Consider the following 25,734-nt stretch of genomic DNA (forward strand, 5'->3'; position numbering starts at 1 on the left):
GCCCGGATCGGGGAAAATCCCTGAACGGGAGGTGAGGCCGGTGCGTGTCCTCGTCGTGGCGCTGGTACTGCTCCTGGCCGCCTGTACCGAACCGCCGCCACCGCAACCGGTTCCGCCCGACCCCGAACCCGGCCCACTCGCGGGTGCCCCGGCGCCGGCCGGGCTGCGACTGCTGTTCGCGACGGCTCCGCCGGTGGTGTTCGACGTCGGCACCGGCGTAGCGACTCCCGTGCCTGCTGCGCCGCCGGGCGACCGGCTGACGTCGGTGTTCCGCGCCGGCAGCACGTCCGTGTTGCTGTCCGCCGAACGCTGCGGCGCCACCTGCGTGCAGCCCGCGGAGATCTTCCTCCTCGACGGGCCACACGCCCGCTCGATCGGCCAGGCCCGCAGCGCCGCGCCGACCGCCGACGGCCGCGGGCTCTGGCTGGTCCGGCACGAGGGCGAGGTCTGCAGGCTCGTCCGGGCTGGTCTCGACGGCACCGAGACCAGCCTGACCCGGCCGTCCAGCTGCGACACCGGCGTCCGCGCGGAGACCTCGGCAGGCCTGCTGATCACCGTCCGCGCGAACCGGCAGTCCGAGCAGTCGGCGCAGGACGTCCTCGTCGACCCGGCCACCGGCCGTACGCTGCGTCAGCGGGGCCGCGTCCTCGGCATGGCAGGCGACCAGGTGCTGTTCACTGAGCTGACCGGGTTCACGCTGCTCGACCAGCGCACCGGCGTCGAGCAGCCGCTGCCGGACCCGCTGCCCAGCGGCGAGCCGGGCGACGCGCTGACCAGCCCCGACGGCCGTTACCTCGCCGTGCCGTTCGGCGATCCGGCCTGGCGTGGCACCAGCACGCAGGTGTTCGACGTCTGGCTGCTCGACCTCGCGGCCCGCCGCTGGATCCGCGCGCCGTCGATGCCGGTGTCGGCAAGGCTCAAACACCAGGCGGTCGACTGGGCTCCGGACGGCTCGCTGGTGCTGGCCGGTGCGCTCGGCCCGCGGTCGGCATCGGGTGACCCGGCCACGGTCGTCGGCCGCTGGCAGCCCGGTGCCGAGCAGTGGCAGGTCGCCCAGGTCCGCCTGCCCGAGAACCGGGGGCAGTCGATGGTGGTCCTGTCCTAGTCCCTGTCCAGCCCGTGCTCGATGGCGTAGCGGGCCAGCTCGACCCGGTTGTGCAGCTGGAGTTTGCGCAGCGTGGACTGGACGTGGTTTTCCACCGTGCGGTGCGAGATGACCAGCTTCTCCGCGATCTGCCGCGCGGTCAGCCCCTTGGCGACCTGCCGCAGCACGTCGGTCTCCCGCTCGGTCAGCCGCGGCGGCGGGTCGCCTTCCGGCGGCACCTCGGCCATCCGCCGGTACTCACCGAGCACCAGCCCGGCCAGACCGGCGGTGAACACCGGGTCGCCTGCGGCGGTCCGCCGCACTGCGTCGACCAGTTCCCGCGAGGACGCGGACTTGACCAGGTAACCGCACGCGCCGGCCTTCACCGCCTCCAGCACGTCGCTGTGCTCGCCGCTGGCGGACAGCACCAGCACCCGGGTGTCCGGCAGCGCCGAGGTGATCTCCCTGGTCGCGTTGACGCCGGAGGTCGAGCCCAGGTTGAGGTCCATCAGGATGACGTCCGGCCGGACGGTCTTGGCGATCCGGACGGCGGTCGTGGCGTCCGGCGCGGTGGCCCGCACGTCGAAGCCGTGTTCGGCGAGGTCGCGGGCGACGCCGTCGCGCCAGATCGGATGGTCGTCGACCACCATCACGGAAACTCCGGTCATCGCCTCGGCCTCCCCTTGGGCACCCGCAGCTCCCATTCGGTACCCGATCTCGGTCCGGTGTCCAGGGTGATGGTGCCACCCAATCCGGTCACCCGTCCTCGAATCGACTGGTCCACCCCGAGATGGCCCTGTGCGCGGGCCTGTTCGAGCCTGCCCTCCGGGATGCCGGGGCCGTCGTCGCGCACGGTGATGACGACCTCGTCGCTCAGGTCCTCCAGCAGCACCCACGCCCTGGCGTCCCGGCCCGCATGCTTGTCCACATTGGACAAAGCCTCGCGGACGGCCGCGACCAGCTCCGCCGTCGTCGCGGCGGGCAGGTTGACCTCGCCCGCGGGCGCCGAGACCTGCACCCGGGAGGTCGCCAGCAGTTGCAGAGCACCCCGCAGGTCGGCGGTCTCGCCTGCCGCGGACCCGGCGGGCTCGCTGGTCACCAGCGCACGCAGCGCGATCTCCTGTTCGCCTGCCAGCTCGGCAAGCTCCGTCGCCTCGCCACCCAGCTCGGTGCCGCGCTTGCGGACCCTGGCCAGCACCTGCAGGACGTTGTCGTGGATCGACCGGGCCAGCCGTTCCCGCTCGGCCGTCGCGGCCTCGGCCCGCAGTGCCTGCGCCAGCCGCGCCCCCGACCGCCGGGCGACCGTCGCGGTCAGGCCCACCAGCAGCCCGCTGATCAGCAGCAGGAACCCGTCGCGGGCCAGGTCGAGGGTGAACTCCTGGCGGGAGAGGCCGGTGGCGATGGCGATGACGGCCGCGCTGATCACCCCGCCGCTCGCACCGAACCGCATCCCGCCCGCCAGCGGCGCGACGGCCGCCCAGACGGTCGTCACCAGCGGTGCGCCCGCGCTGATCTGCTCGCGGGTGAGCACCCAGTGGCTGGCCACCACGAGTGCGGCGGTGATCAGCACGTCCGCGTAGACCACGCCACGCCGGCGCCAGCGTGGCCGTTCCCGCGAGTAGACCAGGCTGGTCGCGATGGTCCAGGCCGTCATGATCCCCAGCACGATCCAGGCCAGCCACTGTCGCCGGTAGTCCTCGTGGTGCACGACGGCGACCACCAGCGCGTAGATCAGCGTGACGACCCGCAGCCCGATCGTCGCCCACCACAGCGGGGTGGCGAGATCGCGTGGCGTCGGCCCGAACCGCGTGCTCACGACTGTTTCGGCGGCGGTGTGTCGTTGGGGTGAGCGCTGGCCTTGTCGAGCACGTCGACCGATTCCGGGTCCAGCGGACGGTGCTCGTGCACCAGCGACCGGATCCCGGCGTTGAGCACGGCCAGCAACGGAACCGACAGCAGCGCACCGGCGATACCGGCGACGACCAGACCAGCGGCGATGGCCAGCACGACGGCGAGCGGGTGCAGCTTCACCGCTCGGCCGAGCAGCAGTGGCTGCAGCACGTGGCTTTCCAGCTGCATCACGCCGATCACGATGGCCAGCACGATCAACGCGGTCACGAACCCGTTGGTCACCAGTGCGACCAGCACCGCCACCGCGCCGGTCACGACCGCGCCGATGATCGGGATGAACGCGCCGAGGAACACCAGCGTCGCCAGCGGGATGACCAGCGGCACGCCGACGATCCACAGCCCGATCCCGATGCCGACACCGTCGACGACGGCCACCGCGGCCGTCGCCCGCACGTAGCTGACCAGCGAGGCGAAGCCACGTCGTCCCGCGGTGTCCACCCGGTCCCTGACCTCCCTCGGCACGCCGCGGACCAGGAACGACCAGATCTGCTCACCGCCGGAGAGGAAGAAGATCAGGATGAACAACGTCAGGATGAGGCCGGTGAGGATCTCGCCGACGGTGCCCGCCGTGGTGAGGGCGCTGTCGGTGATCGTCGACTGGTTCTGCTTGATGAACTCGACGGCGTTGTTGATGAAGTCCTGGATCTGCGTCTGCTGCAGGTGCAGCGGGCCCTCGATCAGCCACCGCTTGATCTGGTCCAGCGAGTCGCCGACCTGCTGCTGCAACGCGGGAAGGCCGCTGGTGAACTGGATGATCACGAACGTCAGCAGGCCGCCGATGAACGCGATCCCCGCGATCATCACTATCCCGACGGCCAGGCCGCGTGGTACCCGGGCCCGCACCAGCCTGCCGACGCCGGGCGCCATCAACGCGGCCAGCAGCAGCGCGATCGACAGTGGTACGACGACGACGGCCAGGTAGCCGACCACGTAGACGATCACGTACAGGGCCGCGATCACCACGAGGAAACGCCAGGCCAGGGCCGCTCCGATGCGCAGGCCCCGAGGGACCGCGGACGTGACGTCCAGTTCGACCGGAACGATGGGGCTGCTGGGGGATTCGGGTGCGGGCTCGCGTTCGGGCTTGCTCACGCGGCAAACCTACCCGTTCCGCGGACGCACCGAACCCTGCCAGTGGTGATCACGAAAAGTCACAACCGGATGCACAGCGTGCGCTTCACACGATCAGGGAGTCAAGTCGTGTCGGACGTGCGTCCCGCCCGGGGTGGCTGCCATTGTCGATCTCGCGTCGACGGAACGTGATCAACGCGCACCCTGTGCAATCAAGGTCAGTTCCCTGGCGCCCTGGACCACCGGAACGGAAAGGCGATCGTGGCGGAGACGGCGAAGGCTCGGCGGGACGCGGCAAGCGTCGGCCGCTGGGCTGCGCGCGCTCTGCTCGTCCTCGGCGGCATCGTCGCCGGCTGGCTGCTCGCCGTCGGTTCCGCGTCCGCCAGTGACTCCGGCGAGGCCCCGACCGCCGACCTGACCCCCGTCACCGACGCCACCGTCGCCGGCCTCGGCGACGTCACCGGCGGCGTGGCCGACCTGTTCGGCACGCTCGGCGGTGTGGTCGTCAAGGCCGACCCGAAGGCCGACCAGGCCACGGCCCGCGAGGTGGCCGGCAAGGTCCGCGACGGTGCCGAGGACTTCGCCGAGGACGCCCTGCTGAGGCCGGCCCACCGCGCGCTCGGCTCGCTGGAGCACATCGTCCGCAAGCCGGACGACGCGCCGAAGGTGATCGAGGAAGCGCTCAAGCCCTCGCAGGAGATGCGCGACCTCGGCGAGAAGGTGTGGAAGCTGTTCCACCCCGAGGTTCCGGATCTTCCGGCCCTGCCGGTGATCCAGCACCCGATCGGCGGCCCGGCCACCGACGTCGTGCCCGCGCCGATCACCCTGATCTCCGCAACCGACCCGGTCACCGTCCTGGTGCCGGCGGATGCGGACCGCCTCCCGCCCGTGCACAACGGCTGGAGCGGTGATGGTGGAACCGACGACTCGGACGGTTCCACGGACGGCAACGAACTGCCTGCCGTCCCCGTGCGCCTGCCGGTGGCTCCCGGCGGTGCCCCCACCTACCCCGGTGGTGGCTCCGGTGCCGGTGCTCACCTGGACGGGCTGCTGTTCGGTGTCCCCGCCGGGACGCTGTCCGCTTTCGGTAGCGCGGTGATCGGCTCGGTCCGTACCGGCTCCGGTCACCTGGTCATGGAGCCGGGCGCGCAGCCCGGCGTCACGCCTGACTGATTCCCACGCGGGTTGAGAAAGCCCGCGTGCCCCGCCCGCCGCAATCTTTCGACGGCCGGCTCTACGCGTGCTTCTTTTCCCGCGTTTCCTCCGCGGTTCGCCATTTCTCGCGCGACCGCACCCCCAAAAGACCCGCAAGGGAACCCAAGGAAAAGGAGATCCACCTAATGCAAACCTGGGCGAAGCGCGGCCTTCAGACCGCGCTGGTCACGGGTGGTTTGCTGATGCTGGGTACCGGCATCGCTTCGGCCGACGAGAAGGTAAACCCCGACTCGCCTGCCGGCCCGCTCGACGTGAACCTCACAGTTCCGCTGCAGATCGACCAGAACGCGCTCGGCCTCCCCGGCAAGCAGGTCAACCTGCCGGGCGTCGACAAGGAACTGAGCACCAAGCCGGTCACGAGCAAGCTGAAGGGCCTGACCGCCCCGCTGCAGAAGGCCGCCGCTCCCGCTGAGAAGGCCACCGCTCCCCTCGCCGGTGCCACCAGCAAGGCCACCGGCGCGCTGTCGGGTGTCACGAGCAAGGCCACCGAGCGTGTCGGTGCCAAGCAGGTCACCCCGCCGAGCCTGGAGTCGAACGGCGACGTCTTCAAGGGCAACAAGGTCGACCTCGACCTGACCGTGCCGATCCAGATCTGCGGCAACGCGATCGGTGTGCTCGGCGACGCCGCCGTCGAAGGCGACTGCGTCCAGTCGTACTCGAACGACGAGGACACCTCCACCGACGGCAAGAACTCCGGCCTGGCCGGCAACGCCGTGGTGCTGGACTGGGCGCTGCCCATCCAGATCGCGGGCAACGCGGGCGGTGTGGCAGGCGGTAGCGGCTACACCACCGGTGTGGCCGAGCAGGAAGTCACCGAGACCGGCGACATCAAGACCGACGGCACCGGCTCCGGCACCTCCGGCAACGTGGTCGCCGGGCAGTTCGCCACGCCGGTCCAGGTCACCGGCAACGCCGCGTCGTGGATCCTGGGCAACGCCTACAGCGACTTCGAGGCGGAGACCGAGGCCGAGTCCGGCGGGTCCATCCAGACCAACGGTGACGGTGGCTCGGTCGCGGGCAACGCGGTCGGCGTGCCGATCGGCCTGCCGGTCAAGTTCAACGGCAACGCTGCCGGTGTGTGGGGTTCGGACGCCGACTCGACCTCGCACTCCGAGGCCGACGCGACGGCCGGCGGGACCACCCCGGGCCTCAACGGCAACCCGAGCTACATCCAGACCGGCGGCGACAAGTCGTTCCTGTCCGGCAACATCGCGCAGCCGCAGGGCGCGCTGCTGGCCAACGTGACCGGCAACGCCGGCTCGTGGATCGGCAACGCCACCACCGGCAACGCCCTCGACGGCGGCGAGGCCAGCTCGACCACGAGCGAGGTCCAGGCCGGCGGGTTCTCCAGCACCACCGGTGACAAGTCCGGCGGTTCGGGCAACGTCGCCGACCTGCCCATCGCGCTGCCCGCCGAGGTGTTCGGCGTCGGTGGCACCTACATCGGCAACGCGCACGCGAACGCCGACAGCGAGACGGCCACCGAGGCCGGCGGCGGCACCTACAGCACCGGCAACGGCTCGGTGCTGGCCGGCAACACGGTCACCGGCCAGGGTGCGCTCGCTCCCGAGGTCTTCGGCATCGGCGGCTCGCACATCGGTAACGCCTCCGGTACCGCTTCCGAGGACAAGGTCGTCACGGCCGGCGGCTACAACGGCACGCAGGGCAACGACTCCAGTGCCTCGGGCAACCTGGTCCAGGTGCCGCTGGCGGTGCCCGCCGAGGTGTTCGGCGTCGGCGGGTCGTACATCGGCCAGGGCAAGGGCGCCGCGAGCGAGACCAAGGAGATCACGGCCGGCGGCGGTGGCAACACCGACGACGACAACGGCTTCGGCACCTCGAACCTGGTGGCGACCCCGGTGTCGCTGCCGGTCCAGGCCTTCGGCATCGGCGGCTCGCACATCGGGCGCGGCTCCGGCCAGGCCGTCACCGACACCCAGGTGACCTCGGGTGGCGACGTCAAGGCGACCGGTAAGAAGGCCGGGCTGGCCGGCAACATCGGCTTCGTGCCGGTGGCGCTGCCGCTGCAGGTGCACGGCGTCGGTGGCTCGTTCATCGGCACCGGGCACGGCGCCAGCGAGAACCTGACCGACGCGGTCGCCGGTGGCGACGCGAAGGCGACCGGCGAGGACGGTGCCGTCGCGGGCAACATCATCCAGGCGCCGTTCGCCGGTGTGGGTGACATGTTCGGCTCGTCGGCCGGGCTGGCGGCGCTGGTCGGTGGCCAGACCGCGGTGAACGACGTCGTCGCCGAGGCCGGTGGCGACAGCGAGACCAACGGTGACGGTGGCGGCCTGGCCGGCAACGTCATCAGCGCGCAGGGTCTGCCCATCGCGCAGGTCTTCGGTGACGCCGTCGCCGCCGCGGCGAAGGCGTCCGGTGCGGCTTCCAACTCGGTCGAGGCGACCTCGGGTGGCGACATCACCACCTCGGGCGAGGAGGGTGCCTTCTCCGGCAACATCCTCGACGTCCCGGCCGCCGCGGTCGCGCAGGTGTTCGGCAACAGCGTCGCCGGGCTGGGCGTGGCCGACGCGGTCGCCGACAACAACACCGTCGGCACCGTGGGTGGCAGCACCGACACCAGCGGCTCGACGAACAGCCTGTCGGGCATCGACGGCCAGCTGCCGGTGGGCGTCCTCGCGCAGATCTTCGACGTTCCGCTGGAGGTGCTCGGCGTTGCCACGGCCGACGCCACCAACGCGACGGTGATCGACGTGGCCGGCGACGAGCCGCAGATCAACCTGCCGATCGACGGTTCCGCGATGCCGATCAACGCGCTGCCGAAGATGCCGATGCCGGCTCTGCCGGGCGTGCCCTCGCCGGGCATGGCCGCGGGCGAGACCGGGCTGCCCGGGCTTCCCGGACTCCCCGGCGCGGGCGAGCTGCCCGTCCCGGGCCTGCCGGGTCTGCCCCAGCTGCCGGTTCCCGGTGGCGCTCGTTCGGACGTCCCCGGCCTGGACGCGCTGCCCGGCCTGGACGGCCTGCCCGCCTTCCCGGGCGTGCCGACCAACGTCACCGACGGCCTCGCCGCTCCGGTTCAGATCTCGAGCCTGAACGGGCTGCCGATGGACGTCACGTCGCTGCCGACGCTGCCCGCCGTTCCGGGTGTGCCGACCGACGTGCCGACCACGGTTCCCGCGCTGGACGCCCCGAGCCTGCTGCCGCAGGCCGACGTCCCCGCGCTGGCCCAGGTGGACTCGGGCCCGCTGTCGCTGTTCCAGCGGATCCTCGACGGCTTCGCCGGCAAGTTCCGCACCCAGTGAGAACCTGCTGAAGTAGCTGTCTGATTTTCAGGCCGGGCCCCGGGAATCCTCCCCGGGGCCCGGCTCTTTTACGTGAACTGGAGCGAGCGTTTCGCCAGCCCGAACCAGAAGCCGTCGATCACCGTGGACGGCGTGGTGTCGGTGGCGGCGCCGAGGGAGACGAACAACGGCGCGAAGTGCTCGGTCCGTGGATGGGCCAGCGTCGCCGCCGGTGCCTTGACCGCGAAGTCCAGCAGCGCGTCGACCTCCCCCGCGGCCAGCACTTCCTGGCCCCACTGGTCGAACTCCGCCGACCACGACGGCGGTGCGTGGCCCGCGTCCCTCGACATGTCCAAACCGGACAGATTGTGGGTGAAGAAGCCGCTGCCGACGATCAGCACGCCCTCGTCCCGCAACGGCGCGAGGCGCCGGCCCAGCTCGAACAGCCTGCGCGGGTCGAGCGTCGGCATCGACAGCTGCAGCACCGGGACGTCGGCGCCGGGGAACATCTCGACGAGCGGGACGTACGCGCCGTGGTCCAGTCCGCGGTCGGGCGCGTCGTGCACGTCCGGGACCAGCTGGCGCACCCGTGCGGCCAGCCCGGGCGCGCCCGGAGCCGGATAGGTGACGCGGTAGTAGCGCTCGGGAAAGCCCCAGAAGTCGTAGACCAGCGGCACGGTCGTGGTGGCGCCCAGCGTCGCGGGCGCCTCCTCCCAGTGCGCCGAGACCACCAGGATCGCGGACGGCTTGTCCAGGCCAGTCGACCAGTCGGCCAGCTGGCGGGTCCACGTCGGGTCGTCGGCCAGCGGCGGGGCGCCGTGACTCAGGTACAGCACCGGGGTCGGCATCGTCAGCTCCAAGCAGTTGAAGATTCAACTATAACATCAGACCCGGGTATGACGCCGAATCTCGGAACCCGGTCGGACGATCCGCACCGCGTTCCCGGGGAGAGTTCCCGCCATGAGCACACCCTTTCCGGGCCGGTGGGCAGGCGGCGTCTCCGCCACGCTCGCGCCGGTCCTCCTGCTGGCCGGCATGCTCCTGCGCTACGGCCCGCACTTCTTCTTCCCACACCAGCTCGCGGCATTCGGCGACCAGCCGAACCGGATGCTCGCCGCGTACAGTCTGGTTCTGCTCGGCACCGTTCTGCTCTGGCCCGGTGTCGCGGCACTCGTCGCTTCGTGCCGGCGGAGGGGCTGGGCGCTGTGCGGCGGCGTCCTGGTGATCCTCGGCCTGTTCGGCCGCACGTTCTCCGCCGGCGTCGACCACCTGGCCGCCAGCCTCGTCCCGGTGCTCGGCGCCCAGGGTGCCACCGAGCTGGTCGCCCAGACCTACGGCGCGTTCCACATGGCGAGGCTGTTCACCGTGGCGACCCTGTTCGGCTGGGTGGTGCTGGCGGTCGCGGTCTGGCCGACGAGCCGGGTTCGCGCGATCGCGCTCGGGCTGGGCACCTGCATCCCGGTCGGCGTGCTGAAGGGCACCGACGTGTTCTCGCTGGTCGGTGCGGCGGGGCTGGCGGTCGCACTGGTGCCGTTCGGCCTTTCGCTGCTGTTCGCGCAACCGAGGCCGAGACCACTGGTGGCCGCACGCTGGACGGCCGTCGCCGTGCTGGCGACCGCGGGGATGTTCGTGCTGGGCCAGTTCGGCTAGGCCGTGTTTCATAAGTCTGTTCGATGGGCTTCGTGATCCAGGTGGTTCCTGGCGGTGCGGGCGGATCGCCCTCGTACTGGGCCGTACTCGGGCGCATCCGCCCGTGCCGTCCAGGGGCCGCCTGGGCGCGAAGAACCGCGAACGTGACTTGTGAAACGCGGCCTAGGCCCGGTCGACGACGTGATCCACCAGGCCGTAGGTCTTCGCCCGCCGCGCGGTGAACCAGCTCCCGCGCTCGGAGTCCGACCGCACCCGTTCGACGGGCCGCCCGCTCGCCTCCGCGGTGATCCGGTACAGCTCGTCGGCCCAGCGCAGCATGACCTCGCGGCCGACGTCGCTGTCCGGCTGCCCGGACGGCCGCATCAGCAGGAGCTTCGCGCGGCGCAGCGCTGTCCGCTTGCCGGGCGCCCCCGCCGTGGCCACCACCTGCGCCATTCCGGCGGCGAGGCCCATGACGGTGGTGGCGACGTCCGGCCGCACCAGGCGCATCGTGTCGACGATCGCCATGCCCGCGGTGACCGAGCCGCCGTTCGAGTTCACGTACATCGTGATGTCGGAGACGGGGTCGTCGTCGGCGAGCAGGAGCAGTTGCGCGGTGACCCGGTTGGCCAGGTCGTCGTCGATGTCGCCGGACACCAGGACGATCCGCCGCTTCAGCAGCGCCTCGACCTGCTCATCGGTGAACGTCATGCCGCATGTTTACCGTCGCGTGCCCGGAACGCGGAAGGATGACCGCCATGACACTGCCTGCCCTTCCCGAGGAGTCCTTTCAGCGCGTGCTCTGCGTCGTGGCGCACCCCGACGACATGGAGTACGGCACGTCGGCGGCCGTCGCCCGCTGGACCGCGCGCGGCATCGAGGTCGGCTATCTGCTGCTCACCCGTGGCGAGGCTGGCATGCCGAACCATCCCGACGAGACGGCACGCATCCGGGTCGCCGAGCAGCGGGCGGCCTGCGCTGCCGTCGGCGTTGAGCACCTGACCGTCCTCGATCACCCGGACGGCGTTCTGGTCTACGGCCTCGACCTGCGCCGGGACATCTGCCGGGAGATCCGCCGGTTCAAGCCGGACGTCGTGCTCGGCGGCGGGTACGACATCGAGGCGCCATGGGGCTTCGACCAGGCCGACCACCGCGCGGCCGGGCTGGCGACCCTCGACGCGTTGCGCGACGCAGGCAACCGCTGGGTCTTCCCCGAGCAGATCGACGACGAGGGTCTCGAACCGCACTCCGCGCGGTGGTACCTCGTCCCCGGGATCCCCGCAGGCGCGACCCACGGCGTCGACGTCACGGGTGAGCCGCTGCGCCGCGGCATCGCCTCACTGGAGGCACACGCCGAATATCTGGCCGCGCTCCCCGACCACCCCGCCCCGGCGGACTTCATCCCGACGTTCGCCGCGATGAGCGGCAAGGCCATGGGCGTCGAGCACGCCGTCCTGTTCCGCGCCCACGACCTGCAGGCACCGCCGGAGTTCGACTGACGTCAGCCCTGCGCGAGGTCGGCGAACCGGCTGTAGTGCAACTGGTGGGCCACCACGACGGTGTTCAGCGGACCGGCACGGTGCTTGGCCAGGATCAGGTCGGCCTCGCCGGCCCTCGGGTCGTCGCGCTCCCACGCGTCCGGCCGGTTGATCAGGATGACGATGTCCGCGTCCTGCTCCAGCGATCCGGACTCACGTAGGTCGGACAGCATCGGCCGCTTGTCGGTCCGCTGCTCGGGGCCACGGTTCAGCTGGCTGATCGCCACCACCGGCACCTCGAGTTCCTTGGCCAGCAGCTTGAGCTGCCGGGAGAACTCCGACACCTCCTGCTGACGGGACTCGACCCGCTTGCCGGACGTCATCAGCTGCATGTAGTCGACGACCACCAGCTTGAGGTCGTTGCGCTGCTTGAGCCGCCGCGCCTTCGCCCGGATCTCCATCATGGTCATGTTCGGCGAGTCGTCGATGAACAGCGGTGCCTCGCTGATCTCGCTCATCCGCCGGGCCAGCCGCGTCCAGTCGTCGTCGGTCATGCGGCCACCACGCATGTCCTGCAGCCGGATCTTGGCCTCGGCCGAGAGCATGCGCATGACGATCTCGGTGCGGCTCATCTCCAGCGAGAAGATGACGCTGCTCATGCCGTGCTTGATGGAGCACGACCGCGCGAAGTCCAGTCCCAGTGTCGACTTACCGACACCGGGCCGGGCGGCGACGATGATCATCTGGCCCGGGTGCAGGCCGTTGGTCAGGTCGTCGAGATCGGTGAACCCGGTCGGCACACCCTGCGCCGAACCACCCCTGGACGCGATCGCGTCGATCTCGTCCATCGTCGGCTGCAGCAGTTCCTCCAGCGCGACGTAGTCCTCGCTGGTGCGCCGCTCGGTGACCTCGTAGATGGCTGCCTGCGCGCGGTCGACCACCTCGTTGATGTCGCCGCCGTCGCGGGCGTTGGCGCTGTAGCCGTACTGGACGATCCGGGTGCCTGCCTCCACCAGCCTGCGCAGGATGGCCTTCTCGGCGACGATCTCCGCGTAGTACCCGGCATTCGCGGCCGTGGGCACGGTGGCGATCAGGGTGTGCAGGTACGGCGCACCGCCGACCCTGCCGAGTTCGCCCCTGCGCTCCAGTTCCGCGGAGATAGTGATCGGGTCGGCGGGCTCGCCCCTGCCGTACAGGTCGAGCACGCAGTCGTAGACGGCCTGGTGTGCCGGCCGGTAGAAGTCGCCGGGCCGCAGCACCTCGACGACGTCGGCGATCGCGTCCTTGGACAGCAGCATGCCGCCGAGCACGGACTGCTCCGCGGCAAGATCCTGCGGCGGCTGGCGTTCGAAATCGCCACCCCGGCCGGGACCGGGGTCTTCCGGCGGCGGACCGTCGTTGGTGTAGACGGGACCGCGATCGTCGGTGAGCGCCACCGCGGCAGGCACCTCCTCAGGATGCGAACATCAGTTCGATTATGCCGGATCAGACCGACATCGGGGGCGATCCCCGGTGGGCGTTTCGCCGCCGGATCGGCAGCCGGACAGCACACGTCCGGGCGGCACAGTATGTCCCTCGGACGGAGCAGCGCAAAGGCGCTTGGGGACCGTCCTGTGGATAACCTGGGGACGGAAGCGGGCATCCCTTCACAGGCAACTTCCAGCCTGTGTACAACCTGGGGACAACACGGGGAAGCCTTGGCAAAACCGCAGGTAGAACCCTGTGTGCAAGTTGTGGAGAAATTAGTTCGAACTCGTCCGGCGTGTCGCGCGGGGTCGGCCCGTCGGCGTGTCGCGGACACCGCGCCGGGGGAGATACCCCCAGCCCCTGTGGATAGGACTACCGAGCGTAGAGGCACCACTCACTAGGCTGAACGGGGCTATCCACCGAGGGTGCTCTGCGCTGCTCGCAGTCGCTCCGTGAGCACCGCGGTGGTCGCCGGGGTGAACACGATCAGCGGCTCCCCCCGGCCCGCGGTCTCCTCGGTCAGCCAGCGGCCCTCCGAGGTGTCGATGTAGTTCACCGGCTTGTCCACCCGGACCCTGCTGCCGCTGCGGTTGCGCAACGCGACGTACAGGCTGCCGCCGCCGAGCCGGGGCAGGTGCAGGACCCGGCGCAGCTCGTCGGCCTCCTGCGAGCCCGCGCTCTGCCTGCCGCTCTGCATTACCGAGAAGCCCTCGTCCTGGGCGGTGGTCCGACGGTTGCCACCCAGCTCGCTCTTCGGCACCGACAGGGTGTTGCCCTTGCCCGCGGCGAGCCTGGGGATCTGGCCGATGAACTCGGGCAGCAGCTCGCTCGGGTGCACCGACGCCACCACGACGCCTTCCTGCTTCGTGTTGCGCGCGAGGACGAACCCCTCGGCGCCCGCCGCGCCCGCCAGCAGGTTGTAGTCCAGCGACTTGCCGTCGTACCCGCCGTTGATCCAGGCGTAGTACTCCAGCTGCGGCCTGGCGATCGCGTCCACGGTGGCCAGCAGGCCGGGATCCACGCCACGGCGGCCGGCCAGTCCGGCACCGGCCAGCTCCTTGTCGGCCCGCTCGTTCTCCTTGCGCTGCGCGTCCTCGCTCAGCCACGTCGGCGTGCTGGCGAGGATCTGGTGTGGCTCGCCACCGCGCCTGCGGATGAGGTTGAGCAGGGTGCCGGTGGACATCGTGACCTGCTTGGCCAGCACCGTGGTGGGTCCCCTCTGTTCTGTTTGGGCGGAACGGGAAAAGACTACTCGCCGATCACCGGCGGAGCCGTCAGCTCATCGGTGCCGAACACCTCGTTGGGGTCGTCACCGACCAGGAACCGCGACTGGCGCTCCTCGTCCTCGGCGCCCTGACCGCGGCCCGCGCCAGCGCCCATGCCACCCATTCCCATGCCGCCCATGGCTCCGGGACGGCCACCGGCGCCCGCGCCACCGGCACCGATGCCACCGGGCCGGGCACCTCCCGCACCCGCACCGGGACCAGCGCCTGCGCCGCTCTGCGTGCCGCCAGGGCCGAAGCCCGCGCCGGGCATCCCGCCGGGACCGAACCCGGCGCCGCCGGGGCCGAAGTCGCCACCGGGCATGCCGCCACCCGGCACCCCACCGGGCATGCGGCCGCCACCCGGACCGAAGTCCGCACTCGGCATCTTCGGCGGGGTGTATCCGGCCGCCGACGTGCCGTCGTCCCAGGCAGGCGGCTTGTAACCACCGCCGGGCATGTTGCCGCCCGCGCCGGGGAACTCCGGTGGCTTGTAGCCGCCACCGGGCATCTCACCGGGCTTGAAGCCGGGAACACCGCCGGGCATCCCGGCGCCACCGGGCATGCCACCCCCTGGCATGCCGCCACCGCCACCGGGCATTCCCCCGCCCCCGCCGGGCATCCCGCCGCCACCACCGGGCTGGTCGGGGTTCGGGTCCTGGGAGTCGGGGATGCCGTCGCCGTCGCGGTCGCCGTCCTTGCCGCCGTCGACACCGACGTTCTGGACCTGCCCCTCCATCTGGCTGTAGGTGGGCATGCCCTTGGCGTTCTCGTTGCTGGCCTTGAAGTACTCGTTGAAGGCCTCGACGTTGGCCTGGCCCTTCTCGTTGTACTCCTTGATGGCCCGGTCGGTGTCGGTCTCCCACGGCGTGATGTCGTTGAGGAAGCTGCTCTCCGGCGGCTTCTGCGGGACCTCCTGCACCTTCGAGTGCACGGTGGTGAACGCGCTGCGCTGCTCGCCGAGGAACTTGTCGCTGTCCTGGAGCTTGGTCCGCGAGTCCTCCATCCACTTCTTCAGCGGGTGGGCGCCGGACTTCGCGGCGTCGGCGCTGTTGCCGGTCCAGGCCGCGTCCATCTCCTTGATCAGGTCGTCGATGGTCGACATCCGGGACTCGTAGGTGCCCTTGAGCTTGCCGGCGGCCGCCCTGCCGTTGTCCAGGGACTCGGGGCCGTTGCCGTGCGTGATCTGCTCCCAGATCTGGTAGCAGTCGATCTTGCGATCGCCCTCGCCCGCGGTGTAGCTGCCGGCTTCCTCCTGCGTCAGCGCCGCGATGATCGGAATGAGGATCAGGCCCACGATCAACAACCCCTCGGAACGAACGACGAATTCAACGCAATCACCGAATCGGACGTACCGCCCGACCTCCCGGTTCCCCCGCGGTACACGTCAGCCGCCCTTGAGCGTCTCGACCATCGCCACCGCGACCTTCTCGGCCACCGGACACGGGTTCGCCTTGTCGGGCTCCCGCAGGAACTGGGTGCTGACCTGCACGGCGAGCTGATCGGTCACGCCGACGTGCAGCGTGCAGTCGCCACTCGAGCGCTGGTCCGCGTCCGAGGCGTACACCGCCGGGTACCCGGCGACCTGGGTTTCCTCGAAGTAGGCGAACTCGGCCTTCTGGTCGTAGATGTCCGACAGCCCGTTGGTGTTCTTCGGGTTGGCGGTCAGGTCGACCCGGTTCGCGTCGGCGGCCGTCTGCTTCCAGTAGCAGCTCGGTCCCACCGCGGACTCGCGCGAGGTGCCGTCGGCCAGGCCCAGTTCGCTCAGCTTCGACGCCGAGACGGCGGAGCACGGGTCACTCGAGAGGGTGGACGTGTTCAGCGGCTCGCCGACCCGCGGGGCACTGCCGCCCGGCGCGGCCGAGGAACTGGGGGCGGAGGCGCCCTCACCGGCCCTGGGCACCGTTCCGGAGCCCCGGTTGTCCGAGCCGCAGCCGGCGACCACGGCCGCCGCGACCAGCGTCGCGGCCCCGAACGCGAGCAGGCGGGAAGGGTTCATTGCGGCATCGCACCCGACTTGTTGACGTCGGCCATCGCCTGTTCCTCGCCGGTCTGCATCTTCCGCTTGGCGTCCTCGAGGGCACGCACGTAGTTGTCCACGTACTCGCGCATCTTGGTGTTCTGCTCGAGGAACGCCTTGCCGGACGGGTTCGCGCCCTTGGTGAAGTCGCCGCTGGCGAACTCCTTGCCCGGCGCCTTGACGTTCGCCATCAGCTCGCCGTCGGCCTTGTCGTTGGCGAGGTCCTCCTGCAGTTGCTTCCACTTGCCGATGACGGCGTCGAGCTTCACCGGATCGAACTGGAAGCCACCCGCGCCACCGGGAGCCGACATGTTGACGTTACCCATTGCGCCCAGTCCCCTTCACCTTGGACAAAGGTCAGTTTCCCTGCGCTTTCGACGCCGTGCAAGGCCGAACCGTTCCGACCGAAAGCGGGGCCGCCCTCCCGAAGGAGCGACGACCCCGCCATGGTGTTGCCGGGTGTTACTTGGCGACGATCTGCAGCCGGACGTCAGCCTTGACGTTGGGGTGCAGCCGGGCGCTGACCTGGTGCTTGCCCACCGTCTTGATGTGCTCACGCAGCTCGATGACGCGCTTGTCCAGCAGCGGGCCACCGGCCGACTTGATGGCCGCGACGATGTCGTTCGCGGTCACCGAGCCGAACAGCTTCTTCGAACCCTCGGCGGCCTTGGCCGACAGCTCGACGGCACCCAGACCCTCCAGCGCGGCCTTGACCTCCTTGGCGTGGTCGAGGTCGCGGATCCGGCGGCTCTCCTGAGCGCGGCGGATGGTCTGGACGTTCTTCTCCGCACCCTTGGTGGCCACGATGGCGTACCCGCGGGGCAGCAGGTAGTTGCGCGCGTAACCGTCCTTGACCTCGACGATGTCGCCGGGGCCGCCGAGGTTCGCCACGTCGGTGGTCAGAATGATCTTGGCCATGACGTGCCTCCTTCTCTTCTCAGGCTCAGCGAGCGGTCGAGGTGTAGGGCAGCAGCGCCATCTCACGGGAGTTCTTCACCGCGACGGCGATGTCCCGCTGGTGCTGGCTGCAGTTACCGGTGACCCGACGGGCACGGATCTTGCCGCGGTCGGAGATGTACTTACGCAGAAGGTTGGTGTCCTTGTAGTCGATCGACTCGGGACGGCCCTTCTTCTCGGCCTTGCAGAAAACGCAGACCTTCTTCTTCGGCTTACGAATGGGTGGCTTGGCCACGGCTACTCCTGGAAACTCTTCTCACGAAATGGGTCTGATCAGAACGGGGGCTCGTCGTTGAAGCCGCCTCCGCCTCCGCCACCGGCGGGCGGGGCCGAGCCCCACGGGTCGTCGGCAGGCGCGCCGCCACCGGGGCCGCCGCTGCCGCCGCCGAACCCACCGCCGCCGTTACCGCGGCTGACCTTGTTCACCTTGGCGGTGGCGTAGCGCAGGGACGGGCCGATCTCGTCGACCTCGAGCTCGACGACCGTGCGCTTCTCGCCTTCCTTGGTCTCGAACGACCGCTGCTTGAGGCGGCCCTGCACGACCACCCGCGCACCGCGGGTGAGCGACTCGGCAACGTTCTCGGCGGCCTGCCGCCAGATGTTGCAGCGCAGGAAGAGCGCCTCGCCGTCCTTCCACTCGCCGCTCTGGCGGTCGAAGGTGCGGGGGGTAGACGCGACGGTGAAGTTCGCGACCGCGGCGCCGGACGAGGTGAACCGCAGTTCCGGGTCGGCCGTCAGGTTGCCGACCACCGTGATGACGGTGTCTCCGGCCATGATCAGGCCTTCGCCGGGGTGCGCTTGACCTCACGCCGGACGACCTTGGTGCGGAGCACGGTCTCCTGCAGCGACAGCTGCCGGTCCAGCTCCTTCACCGCCTCGGGCTCGGTATTGAGGTCGAGGATGGCGTAGATGCCCTCGGCGTGCTTCTTGATCTCGTACGAGAGCCGGCGACGGCCCCAGACGTCGACCTTCTCCACGGTTCCGCCGGACGTCCGGATCACGTTGAGGAACGTGTCCAGCGTCGGAGCGACGGTCCGCTCGTCGAGGGTGGGATCCAGGATGACCATTACCTCGTAATGGCGTGACATAACCACTCACCTCCTATGGGCTCGCGGCCACGGACGTTCCGTGACAGGAGGGTATGTCCGCCCGAAAGAGTACCTGGGGGCTACGACACCCTGCGCAGCACCCAGGTGCGGACCAGCGCGGCGGCCACTCCGGCCAGCGCGACGACGGCCAGCAGCATCGGCAGCTGAACGGTTCCCGGCTGCTCGGCCGCGGCCAGCGAGGTGCCGTTGCCCGCGTTGTTTCCGGCGGGCTGGACCGGCTGCTCCTGGCCCAGGATGCCGAACTCGGGCGAGTGCTGACCAGGCAGCGGGCTGCCGGCGGGGTACCGGGCGCCCGGCGGCAGCGCGAGGCCGGGGACGGCGGCCGGGATGTTGCTGTAGTCCCTCGGCGGCACGGGCAGCGTGCCGGTGCCGAGCGGAACCGTGCCGGGGGTGGTCGGCGTGCCGCCGCCCGGCTGCTGACCGGCCGACCCGCCGGGCTGGGTGGTGGTCGGTGGGGTGTAGTTGCCCGCATAGGCGGTGAACCCGCAGCTACCGGCGACCTTGTTGTGGATGCTGGCCAGCGTCTTCTCGCGGTTGAGCCCGAGTCCCCACGAGCCCGCGTCCTTGAGCGCCTTGGTGACGGCCGCGCCGATGGCCTCGCCGGTGACGCTGCCGCTGGCCGCGTTGGGCACCGTGCCGACCTTGAGCTGGGCGACCTTGGCGATGTCGTTGGCCGCGACGTCGTACAGCGCCAGCGTGCCCGCCTCGCGGGCACCTCGGCGGACCAGTTCCTTGACCGAGGCCCCGGTCACGGCGACCTCGTCGCCGATCTGACCGGTCACGGCGGTGGCGCAGTCCTTGGGCAGCACGGTGGTCGCCGACGCGGTACCGGAGGTCAGCAGCATGCCGCCGGACGCGAGCGCGGCGAGCACCGTCGCGGTGAGCGCCCTGCGGGTGGTCGTGGCCAAATGGGTCCGCACGGGCGCAGTCCTCCGCTTCACTCGGTCAGGGGTCACCCACCATAACGACAGGGCGTCGTGGACGTTACGCCGTCGGCACGCGCCGCAACACCCAGGTGCGCACCAGACCCGCGGTGACACCGGACAGTGCGAGCACGGCGATCAGCGTCGGCAGCCCGACCCCGCCCCCGGACCCCGCAGGTGCGGCGACGGCCTCGGCGCTGCCTGCGTTGCGGACGCCGTCGTCCGGCTTGGGCTGGTCCTGCCCCAGGATGCCGAACTCGGGCGCGTACCCGGGCACCTGACCGCCGTAGCGGACGCCGGGCGACGGCGAGAACAGGCCCGCGGTGGCCATCGGGATGTTGCTGTAGTCGCGCATCGGGGAGAAGCCGGTGCTGAAGTTCGTCGGCAGCCCGGCGAACGTGGGCGCGCTGCCGCCGAGGACCGGGCTGTTCGGGCCGGGGATCAGCGGTTGCTGGGGCTGGGTTCCCGGGTTGCCTGGCTGCTGGCCGGGGTTCTGTGCCGGAGGTTTGGTGCCGGGCGCGGGCTGCTGCTGCCCGGGGTTGAGTGCCTGGCCTGCGGCGCCGGTGAGGCCGGAGACGGTGCCGTTCACCGCGTCGGCGGCCGGGCCGCCCACCACGGGAATGGGCGCGACGACCGTGTCGACCACGGTCACGGTGACCTTGCACAGCGTGCCGAGGACACCGGAGAGCAGCGTGGTGGCCGCGTTGACGATCCCGAGGTCCAGCGGGCCCAGCAGGGTCTGGGCGACCACCTTGTCGCCCGGTTTGGCGGTCACCGAGCCGCCGCATTTCGCGTAGTGGGTGTCGGCGGCGTGGGCAGCGGGTGCGGCGAGTGCCGCGGACCCGGCGAGCACCAGCGCGGCGGCCGCGGTGGCGGTGACCTTGCGGGGCAAGCCCATTGCATCCAGCCCTTTCAACGCTACAGCCCGTTGAACTGACAACGACGCTAACCGGAACCGGTGACGGCGTGCCTGCCGAAAGCGGCTGGCGAACGGGTGGACTTGGGGTTACCCACAGTGAAGGGCCCCTGCTCCGCGGAGCAGGGGCCCTTCAGGCTGGGATCAGGCGACCTTCTTGCGCCAGGCCCTCGCCAGCAGTGCCGCGACGATGGCCAGCGCGAGCACGGCCAGCAGCAGCGGCAGCCGTTCCGGCGGGCTGGACGCCGGCAGCGACTCGGCCGTGCCGGAGTTCTCCGCCAGCACCTGCGGCGGCGCGCCGCCCAGGTCGGGCGCCATCGGCGGAGCCGCGCCGGGCGGCAGCACCGGGCCGATCACGGCACCGAGCGGGCCGAGCGGCTGGAGGTTCGACTGGATCGGGCTGACCGCGCTGCCCCCACCGGAACCGCCGCCGGGGTTGATCCCACCCGGACCGTTGGACGGCGGGGTCGGCTGCGGCTTCGGGTCGTTCGGCTTGTTCGGCGGCTCGGGTCGCTCTTGCGCCGGGGGCTTCGTGTCGACGATGTCGTCGGTGGGCAGCACGCTCTGCGTGAGGCCGCTGACTTCGTTGCCTGCGGACTTGGTCGTGTCGCAGAGCCTGCCCGCCGTGTCGGCGACGAGCCGGTTCTTGCTGATCCCCAGGCCGTCCAGCGCTTCCTTGACGGGCAGCGACAGCAGCGGCTTGGAGTTGCCGTTGGTGCCCTTCGACTTGCTGCCGAGACCCACCGTGAGCAGCCCGGGCGCGTCCACCGGTGCGCCGAGATCGATGGTCAGCGGCTTGCCGTTCTTGCCTTTCAGCGTGGCGTCGCACGAGTCGACGATCATGGGATCCACGCCCACGTCCGCCGAAGCTGTGCCGGGCAGGGCCAGCGCCGCCGCGACCAGCGTGGCGATGGCGATCCCTCCGGCGCGTCCAATGGTTCTCCGCATCGCACCCCTCCCATCACGGATCGCGCTCACGGTACTTCATGTGCGTGACCGACTGTGCGTCGAGTGCGGAAGTTTCCGCCTGTAGCGTGCCCTCATGCAGATCGGCGCACATGTCCGCGACGAGGACCCGATTCCCGCAGCTCAGGAACGTGACGCGGAGGTCGTCCAGTTCTTCCTTTCCGACCCGCAGGGCTGGAAGGCGCCCAAACCGCACCCGAGTACCGAGCAGATCCTGGCGTCGGACATCGACGTTTTCATCCATTCGCCGTACCTCATCAACGTGGCGTCGCTGAACAACCGCATCCGCATCCCCTCCCGCAAGCAGGTGCAGCAGCAGGCGGCGGCCGCGGCGAAGGTCGGTGCGAAGGGCCTGGTGGTGCACGGCGGGCACGTCCGTAAGGACGAGGACCCGGCCGAGGGCCTGGCGAACTGGCGCAAGCTGTTCGAACGCCAGCAGGAGCAGGGCGGGTTCGAGGTGCCGATCCTCATCGAGAACACCGCGGGCGGCGACGGCGCGATGACCAAGGACCTGGACATGATCGCCCGGCTGTGGGACCAGGTCGGCGAGTTCGGCGCGGGGTTCTGCCTGGACACCTGCCACGCCTTCGCCGCGGGCTGGGAGCTGGACGGCGTCTGCGAACGGGTGCGGGCCATCACCGGCCGGATCGACCTGCTGCACCTCAACAACTCCCGCGACGAGTTCGGCTCCACCCGCGACCGGCACGCTCCGGTGGAGGGCGGCACCATCGCGCCGGACGTCCTGGTGGCCGTCGCCGCGACCGCGCAGGCACCGATCGTCGTCGAGACCCCGGCCGACTCGCAGGCCGCCGACGTCGCCTACCTGCGGGAACACCTTTCCGCTTGACCCTCACGTGACGTGAGGCCGCAGCCTGGGGCCCATGATCACGATGCACCCTGTCCACCGGGAGGACGACGGCGAGCTGGTCGGCTACCTGAAGCCGGTCGGCGACCACTGGCAGCCGCTGACCGTGTTCGGCTACCCGCTGGCCGAGCCCGCGGACCACGGCGACTCCACCGCGGTGCTGGAGCGCGCCGGGCTGAGCTACCTGGCCGAGCGCTGGTCGGTGTACTGGCCGTCCGACGACGCCTGGTACGCCTGCCAGCTCGTCGAGGTGGCGCCGGGCCGGGTCACCGTGTCCAACGCCGACTTCGGCTCGCCGGAGTTCGGCACCAGGGTGACCCTCCACGACCCCGGCCCCGACCGCCTGCGGCTGGGCTGACCACGCCGCGGAGGGAATGGGGTCCCTCCGCGGCGGGAGGAGACCGCCGCGCCGCCCGGCCAGAGTGAGTGCATCACCGACCGGGAGGACGACGAGATGCGCAGGGGAACGAGGATCTGGGTGGCGGCGCTGGCCGGGATCGCGGCCGTGGTCGCGGGGGCACCCACGGCGGCTGCCGGTGACCCGCGGGGGGTGCGGGTCACCGGCAGCGCGAGCGGACGGCTCGATGCGCTCGGCGAGTACTGGAAAGGCCACCAGGTGCGGTTCACGGTCGACGGCCGGTTCTCCGGTGAGGGGCAGCCGAGCGGGCGGTTCCACGTCGACCACCGCACTCCCGGCGGCGGCCCGTTCGCCGAGTTCGAGGGCCGGGTGGACTGCGTGCTGGCGTCCGACGGCCAGGGTGTCGTCACCGGCGTCATCGAGCGTGCCGAGACCCCGGGCCTGCCGCCGGAGGCGAACCTCGTCGGCCGGCGCGTCGGCATCAGCGTCGCCGACCGGCCGGGCAGGGACAAGCTCGGGTGGAGCTGGATCGCCGGCGGGTTCGACAAGGACACCCTGCCGTGCACCAGCGCGCCGCCGTTCCTGAACGTCGACAGCGGCGGTTACCGGGTCACCGGCTCGTCGATCGGCTGAGCACCCGCACGTCGGCGGCCCGGTCGAGCACTCCGCCGATCGGGTCGTCGACGCCGGCCTGGCGCACGACGTCGCGGGCCGGGCGGTAGATCTCCCGCAGGATCAGCACACACAGGCAGACGACCGCGACGTCCCGCACGACGACGGTGCCGAGGAACCAGCCCTCGGGCAGGCCGCGGTTGTTGACGCCGAGGTAGAAGAACATCCGCGGCGCCCACACCAGCGCGTCGATCACCATCCAGGCCAGCAGCGGCCGCCAGCGTGGGATCGCCAGCACGGCCAGCGGCACCAGCCACAGCGAGTACTGCGGGCTCCACACCTTGTTGGTCAGCAGGAACGCCGCCACCACGAGGAAACCGAGCTGCGCCACCCTGGGCCGGGTCGGCGCGGACAGGCCGACGTAGGCGATGCCCAGACAGCACAGGACGAACAACACGCCGCTGACCGCGTTGAGCACGACCGGGACCTCACCGTGCTCCAGCGGTCCGTCGAAGCCGGCCCAGCCGGTGAAGTAGGACACGACGTTGTACAGCGAGTCCGGGTCCATCCCGCGCTCGTTGTTCAGCCGGAAGAACTCCTGCCAGCCCTGCGGGTACAGCAACGCGATCGGCAGGTTCACCGCCAGCCAGGTGCCCAGCGTGGCCGCGGCCGTCCGCAGCCAGGCAGGCATCCGGCCCGCCCTGACGCACAGCACCAGCAGTGGCCCGAGCAGGAACAGCGGGTACAGCTTCACCGCGGCGCCCAGCCCGAGCAGTACGCCGGCCAGTACCGGTCTGCGCCGTGCCCAGGCCAGCAGGCCGCCCGCGGCACACGCGACGGCGAGCGTGTCGAAGTTGGTGAACGCGTGCACCAGCACCAGCGGGGACAGCGCGACCATCGCCGCGTCCCACGGACGTCTGCCTGCGGACTTCGTCACGGCCCAGACGACCAGCAACCAGGCCAGCCCCAGCCACAGCGCGCTCAGGTTGAAGTAGATGGCCACCGAGAGCCCGCCGGGCAGCAACCCGCCATCGGACAGGTTCTTCCAGCCCTCGGTGAGCTTCGCGTTGACCCACTGGAACAACCCGGCCAGCACCGGGTACTCCATGTACCTTTCCTGCTCCTGCGGCGTCCCCTCGTTCTCGACCCACTTCGTCTTGTACGGGAAGGTGCCCGGCTCGTTCAGCTTCTCCGCACCGTAGAGCGGGACGACGTCGGAATAACACATGGCGACGTACGGGCGCCCCGACCGCCAGTCCAGCTCGGCCTGGCCCTGGTCGTTGGTGTACTGCTGAATGCAGCCCGCCTTGCCGAACCAGGCGAGGGTGAGTGCGAGCACACCGAGTAGCAGGCACACCCGCAGCGGCGACCAGAACCAGTGCCTGCCGACGGCCGCGTGCTCCCCCACCGGGCCGCCCAGCGGCGCGGTCGCGGCTCTGACCAGCGGATCCGTCCGGCTCGGCAGCTCACGCTGCCGCTCGTCCAGCGACGTGACGTCGCCGGCGGTCCGCGGCTCGGAGTCGGTCGGCACGCGCCGGATCGTAACCAGCGTGGAGTGGGGTCCGGGTAGAAACCCACACTTGGCCACAATGGACGCATGGCGAATCTGCGAGTCGGCGTTCTCGGTTACGGCACCGGCGGCAGGGTGTTCCACGCCCCGCTGGTGGCCGCGACACCGGGCCTGGAGGTGGCCGTCGTCGTCACCGGCAACCCGGAACGGGCAGAGCGGGCACGTGCCGATCACCCCGGTGCCGAGGTCGTCGCCGACGCGGAGGCGATGTTCGCGGCGGGCGTCGACCTGGCCGTGGTGAGCACCCCCAACCGCACCCACGTGCCGCTGGCGCTACGGGCCGTCGAGGCCGGCGTCCCGGTCGTGGTGGACAAGCCGTTCGCGCCGACCGCGGAGCAGGCCCAGCGGGTGATCGACGCCGCCGCGGCGGCGGGTGTCGGGCTCACCGTGTTCCAGAACCGCCGCTGGGACTCCGACTTCCTGACCGTGCGCAAGGTGCTCGACTCCGGCGAGCTGGGCTCGGTGTTCCGCTTCGAGTCCCGCTACGACCGGTGGGTGCCCGCGCTGCGGGACAGCTGGCGGGAACTGGCCGACCCGGCCGACGCCGGTGGACTGCTGTACGACCTGGGCGCCCACATCGTCGACCAGGCGCTGCAGCTGTTCGGTCCGGTCACCGAGGTGTACGCCGAGCTGGACTCCCGCAGGCCGGGCAGCGTCGTGCACGACGACGTGTTCGTCGCGCTGCGGCACGCGAACGGCGTACGCAGCCAGCTGTGGACGACCGCGCTGGCCGGCACGCTCAACCCGCGGTTCCGGTTGCTCGGCGACGCGGGCACGTTCACCAAGTACGGCCTGGACGTCCAGGAACCCCAGATCAAGGCCGGGATGAAGCCGGGTGAACCGGGCTGGGGCGTCGAGCCGGAGTCCGACCACGGCACGCTCGGCGTCGGCGCCGACACCCGCCGGGTGCCCACCGAGACCGGCCGGTACGAGCGGTTCTACGCCGAGGTCGCCGCCGCCCTGCGGGGCGAGGGCCCGTGGCCGGTGGACCCGGCGTCGGCCGTCGACGCGCTGCGGGTCATCGAGGCGGCCGTCACCGCGGGCACCGAGCGCAGGGTCGTGACACTGTCCTGAACGGA

General features: G+C 70.8%; 27 protein-coding genes. 9 read left to right on the forward strand and 18 right to left on the reverse strand.

Features of this window, described 5'->3' with window-relative positions; all coding sequences use genetic code 11:
• Positions 1-40 precede the first annotated feature (40 nt).
• Positions 41-1,105, forward strand: coding sequence for a Kelch repeat-containing protein (locus tag EWH70_RS03840; protein ID WP_130473832.1), 1,065 nt, complete (start codon positions 41-43; stop codon positions 1,103-1,105).
• On the opposite strand, the gene EWH70_RS03845 is transcribed toward EWH70_RS03840, so the two are convergent.
• The 3 genes from EWH70_RS03845 to EWH70_RS03855 are packed head-to-tail and all read right to left on the reverse strand — an operon-like array spanning position 1,102 to position 4,039.
• A complete protein-coding gene (locus EWH70_RS03845) occupies positions 1,102-1,752 on the reverse strand; it encodes a response regulator (protein WP_130473833.1) in 651 nt (216 codons plus the stop codon). The two genes, EWH70_RS03840 and EWH70_RS03845, sit on opposite strands and share 4 nt — an antisense overlap.
• The gene (gene macS / locus EWH70_RS03850; RefSeq protein ID WP_130473834.1) at positions 1,749-2,900 is read right to left on the reverse strand and encodes a MacS family sensor histidine kinase; all 1,152 of its coding nucleotides are present in this window, start codon (positions 2,898-2,900) and stop codon (positions 1,749-1,751) included. Before macS ends, EWH70_RS03845 begins: the two co-directional genes overlap by 4 nt.
• The gene (locus tag EWH70_RS03855) at positions 2,897-4,039 is read right to left on the reverse strand and encodes an AI-2E family transporter (protein ID WP_240686822.1); all 1,143 of its coding nucleotides are present in this window, start codon (positions 4,037-4,039) and stop codon (positions 2,897-2,899) included. Before EWH70_RS03855 ends, macS begins: the two co-directional genes overlap by 4 nt.
• A 288-nt stretch (positions 4,040-4,327) precedes the next feature.
• Between EWH70_RS03855 and EWH70_RS03860 the strand changes: the two genes are divergently transcribed.
• Complete coding sequence (locus EWH70_RS03860) at positions 4,328-5,239, forward strand: hypothetical protein (protein ID WP_130473836.1); 912 nt, start codon at positions 4,328-4,330, stop codon at positions 5,237-5,239.
• A gap of 167 nt (positions 5,240-5,406) precedes the next feature.
• Entirely contained in the window at positions 5,407-8,544 is a 3,138-nt protein-coding gene (locus EWH70_RS03865; RefSeq protein ID WP_130473837.1) for a PE-PGRS family protein, read from the forward strand.
• Positions 8,545-8,612: 68 nt separating this feature from the next.
• Here the strand turns inward: EWH70_RS03865 and EWH70_RS03870 are convergent, their stop codons facing one another.
• A complete protein-coding gene (locus EWH70_RS03870) occupies positions 8,613-9,371 on the reverse strand; it encodes a dioxygenase family protein (RefSeq protein ID WP_130473838.1) in 759 nt (252 codons plus the stop codon).
• A gap of 112 nt (positions 9,372-9,483) precedes the next feature.
• Between EWH70_RS03870 and EWH70_RS03875 the strand changes: the two genes are divergently transcribed.
• Positions 9,484-10,173: a hypothetical protein gene (locus EWH70_RS03875; RefSeq protein ID WP_130473839.1), complete on the forward strand. Its 690-nt coding sequence runs from the start codon at positions 9,484-9,486 to the stop codon at positions 10,171-10,173.
• Between the two features lie 162 nt (positions 10,174-10,335).
• Here the strand turns inward: EWH70_RS03875 and EWH70_RS03880 are convergent, their stop codons facing one another.
• Positions 10,336-10,863, reverse strand: coding sequence for a ClpP family protease (locus EWH70_RS03880; RefSeq protein WP_130473840.1), 528 nt, complete (start codon positions 10,861-10,863; stop codon positions 10,336-10,338).
• 38 nt (positions 10,864-10,901) lie between these two features.
• Between EWH70_RS03880 and EWH70_RS03885 the strand changes: the two genes are divergently transcribed.
• Positions 10,902-11,651 (forward strand): PIG-L deacetylase family protein, encoded by a 750-nt coding sequence (locus EWH70_RS03885; protein ID WP_130473841.1) that lies wholly within the window; start codon positions 10,902-10,904, stop codon positions 11,649-11,651.
• Between the two features lie 2 nt (positions 11,652-11,653).
• On the opposite strand, the gene dnaB is transcribed toward EWH70_RS03885, so the two are convergent.
• From dnaB to EWH70_RS03945, 12 genes are all read right to left on the reverse strand, one after another.
• Entirely contained in the window at positions 11,654-13,066 is a 1,413-nt protein-coding gene (dnaB, locus tag EWH70_RS03890; protein WP_130474223.1) for a replicative DNA helicase, read from the reverse strand.
• A gap of 443 nt (positions 13,067-13,509) precedes the next feature.
• Positions 13,510-14,301 carry an ESX secretion-associated protein EspG gene (locus tag EWH70_RS03895; protein ID WP_130473842.1) on the reverse strand — a complete coding sequence of 264 codons (792 nt, stop codon included), beginning with the start codon at positions 14,299-14,301 and terminating at the stop codon, positions 13,510-13,512.
• Positions 14,302-14,345: 44 nt separating this feature from the next.
• Entirely contained in the window at positions 14,346-15,656 is a 1,311-nt protein-coding gene (locus tag EWH70_RS03900; RefSeq protein WP_165436141.1) for a hypothetical protein, read from the reverse strand.
• Positions 15,657-15,746: 90 nt separating this feature from the next.
• Positions 15,747-16,358 (reverse strand): DUF3558 domain-containing protein, encoded by a 612-nt coding sequence (locus tag EWH70_RS03905; protein ID WP_130473843.1) that lies wholly within the window; start codon positions 16,356-16,358, stop codon positions 15,747-15,749.
• Positions 16,355-16,705, reverse strand: coding sequence for a hypothetical protein (locus EWH70_RS03910; protein WP_130473844.1), 351 nt, complete (start codon positions 16,703-16,705; stop codon positions 16,355-16,357). Before EWH70_RS03910 ends, EWH70_RS03905 begins: the two co-directional genes overlap by 4 nt.
• A gap of 136 nt (positions 16,706-16,841) precedes the next feature.
• Positions 16,842-17,297: a 50S ribosomal protein L9 gene (gene rplI / locus EWH70_RS03915; protein WP_130473845.1), complete on the reverse strand. Its 456-nt coding sequence runs from the start codon at positions 17,295-17,297 to the stop codon at positions 16,842-16,844.
• Positions 17,298-17,322: 25 nt separating this feature from the next.
• Entirely contained in the window at positions 17,323-17,571 is a 249-nt protein-coding gene (gene rpsR, locus EWH70_RS03920; RefSeq protein WP_130473846.1) for a 30S ribosomal protein S18, read from the reverse strand.
• Positions 17,572-17,609: 38 nt separating this feature from the next.
• Positions 17,610-18,110, reverse strand: a complete 501-nt coding sequence (locus tag EWH70_RS03925) for a single-stranded DNA-binding protein (protein ID WP_130473847.1) — start codon at positions 18,108-18,110, stop codon at positions 17,610-17,612.
• A 2-nt stretch (positions 18,111-18,112) separates the two neighbouring features.
• On the reverse strand, positions 18,113-18,424 hold the full coding sequence (gene rpsF, locus EWH70_RS03930; protein WP_205669022.1) for a 30S ribosomal protein S6: 312 nt from the start codon (positions 18,422-18,424) through the stop codon (positions 18,113-18,115).
• An 80-nt stretch (positions 18,425-18,504) separates the two neighbouring features.
• Positions 18,505-19,365 (reverse strand): hypothetical protein, encoded by an 861-nt coding sequence (locus EWH70_RS03935; protein ID WP_130473848.1) that lies wholly within the window; start codon positions 19,363-19,365, stop codon positions 18,505-18,507.
• Positions 19,366-19,429: 64 nt separating this feature from the next.
• Positions 19,430-20,266: a hypothetical protein gene (locus tag EWH70_RS03940; protein ID WP_130473849.1), complete on the reverse strand. Its 837-nt coding sequence runs from the start codon at positions 20,264-20,266 to the stop codon at positions 19,430-19,432.
• A gap of 162 nt (positions 20,267-20,428) precedes the next feature.
• Positions 20,429-21,232: a hypothetical protein gene (locus EWH70_RS03945; RefSeq protein ID WP_130473850.1), complete on the reverse strand. Its 804-nt coding sequence runs from the start codon at positions 21,230-21,232 to the stop codon at positions 20,429-20,431.
• 94 nt (positions 21,233-21,326) lie between these two features.
• Here EWH70_RS03945 and EWH70_RS03950 point away from each other — a divergent pair, with 94 nt between their 5' ends.
• The 3 genes from EWH70_RS03950 (at position 21,327) to EWH70_RS03960 (ending at position 23,106) form a co-directional block, all read left to right on the forward strand.
• A complete protein-coding gene (locus EWH70_RS03950) occupies positions 21,327-22,097 on the forward strand; it encodes a deoxyribonuclease IV (RefSeq protein ID WP_130473851.1) in 771 nt (256 codons plus the stop codon).
• A 34-nt stretch (positions 22,098-22,131) separates the two neighbouring features.
• The gene (locus EWH70_RS03955; RefSeq protein ID WP_240686783.1) at positions 22,132-22,473 is read left to right on the forward strand and encodes a hypothetical protein; all 342 of its coding nucleotides are present in this window, start codon (positions 22,132-22,134) and stop codon (positions 22,471-22,473) included.
• A gap of 96 nt (positions 22,474-22,569) precedes the next feature.
• The gene (locus EWH70_RS03960; protein ID WP_130473852.1) at positions 22,570-23,106 is read left to right on the forward strand and encodes a hypothetical protein; all 537 of its coding nucleotides are present in this window, start codon (positions 22,570-22,572) and stop codon (positions 23,104-23,106) included.
• Here the strand turns inward: EWH70_RS03960 and EWH70_RS03965 are convergent.
• Positions 23,084-24,616, reverse strand: coding sequence for a glycosyltransferase family 87 protein (locus EWH70_RS03965; protein ID WP_130473853.1), 1,533 nt, complete (start codon positions 24,614-24,616; stop codon positions 23,084-23,086). The genes EWH70_RS03960 and EWH70_RS03965 overlap by 23 nt on opposite strands.
• Positions 24,617-24,682: 66 nt before the next feature.
• Between EWH70_RS03965 and EWH70_RS03970 the strand changes: the two genes are divergently transcribed.
• Positions 24,683-25,729, forward strand: coding sequence for a Gfo/Idh/MocA family oxidoreductase (locus EWH70_RS03970; RefSeq protein WP_130473854.1), 1,047 nt, complete (start codon positions 24,683-24,685; stop codon positions 25,727-25,729).
• The last annotated feature ends 5 nt before the right edge of the window (positions 25,730-25,734 follow it).

The sequence above is a fragment of the Amycolatopsis suaedae genome (genome assembly GCF_004214935.1).
In the GTDB taxonomy this organism is placed as follows: Bacteria; Actinomycetota; Actinomycetes; order Mycobacteriales; family Pseudonocardiaceae; genus Amycolatopsis; species Amycolatopsis suaedae.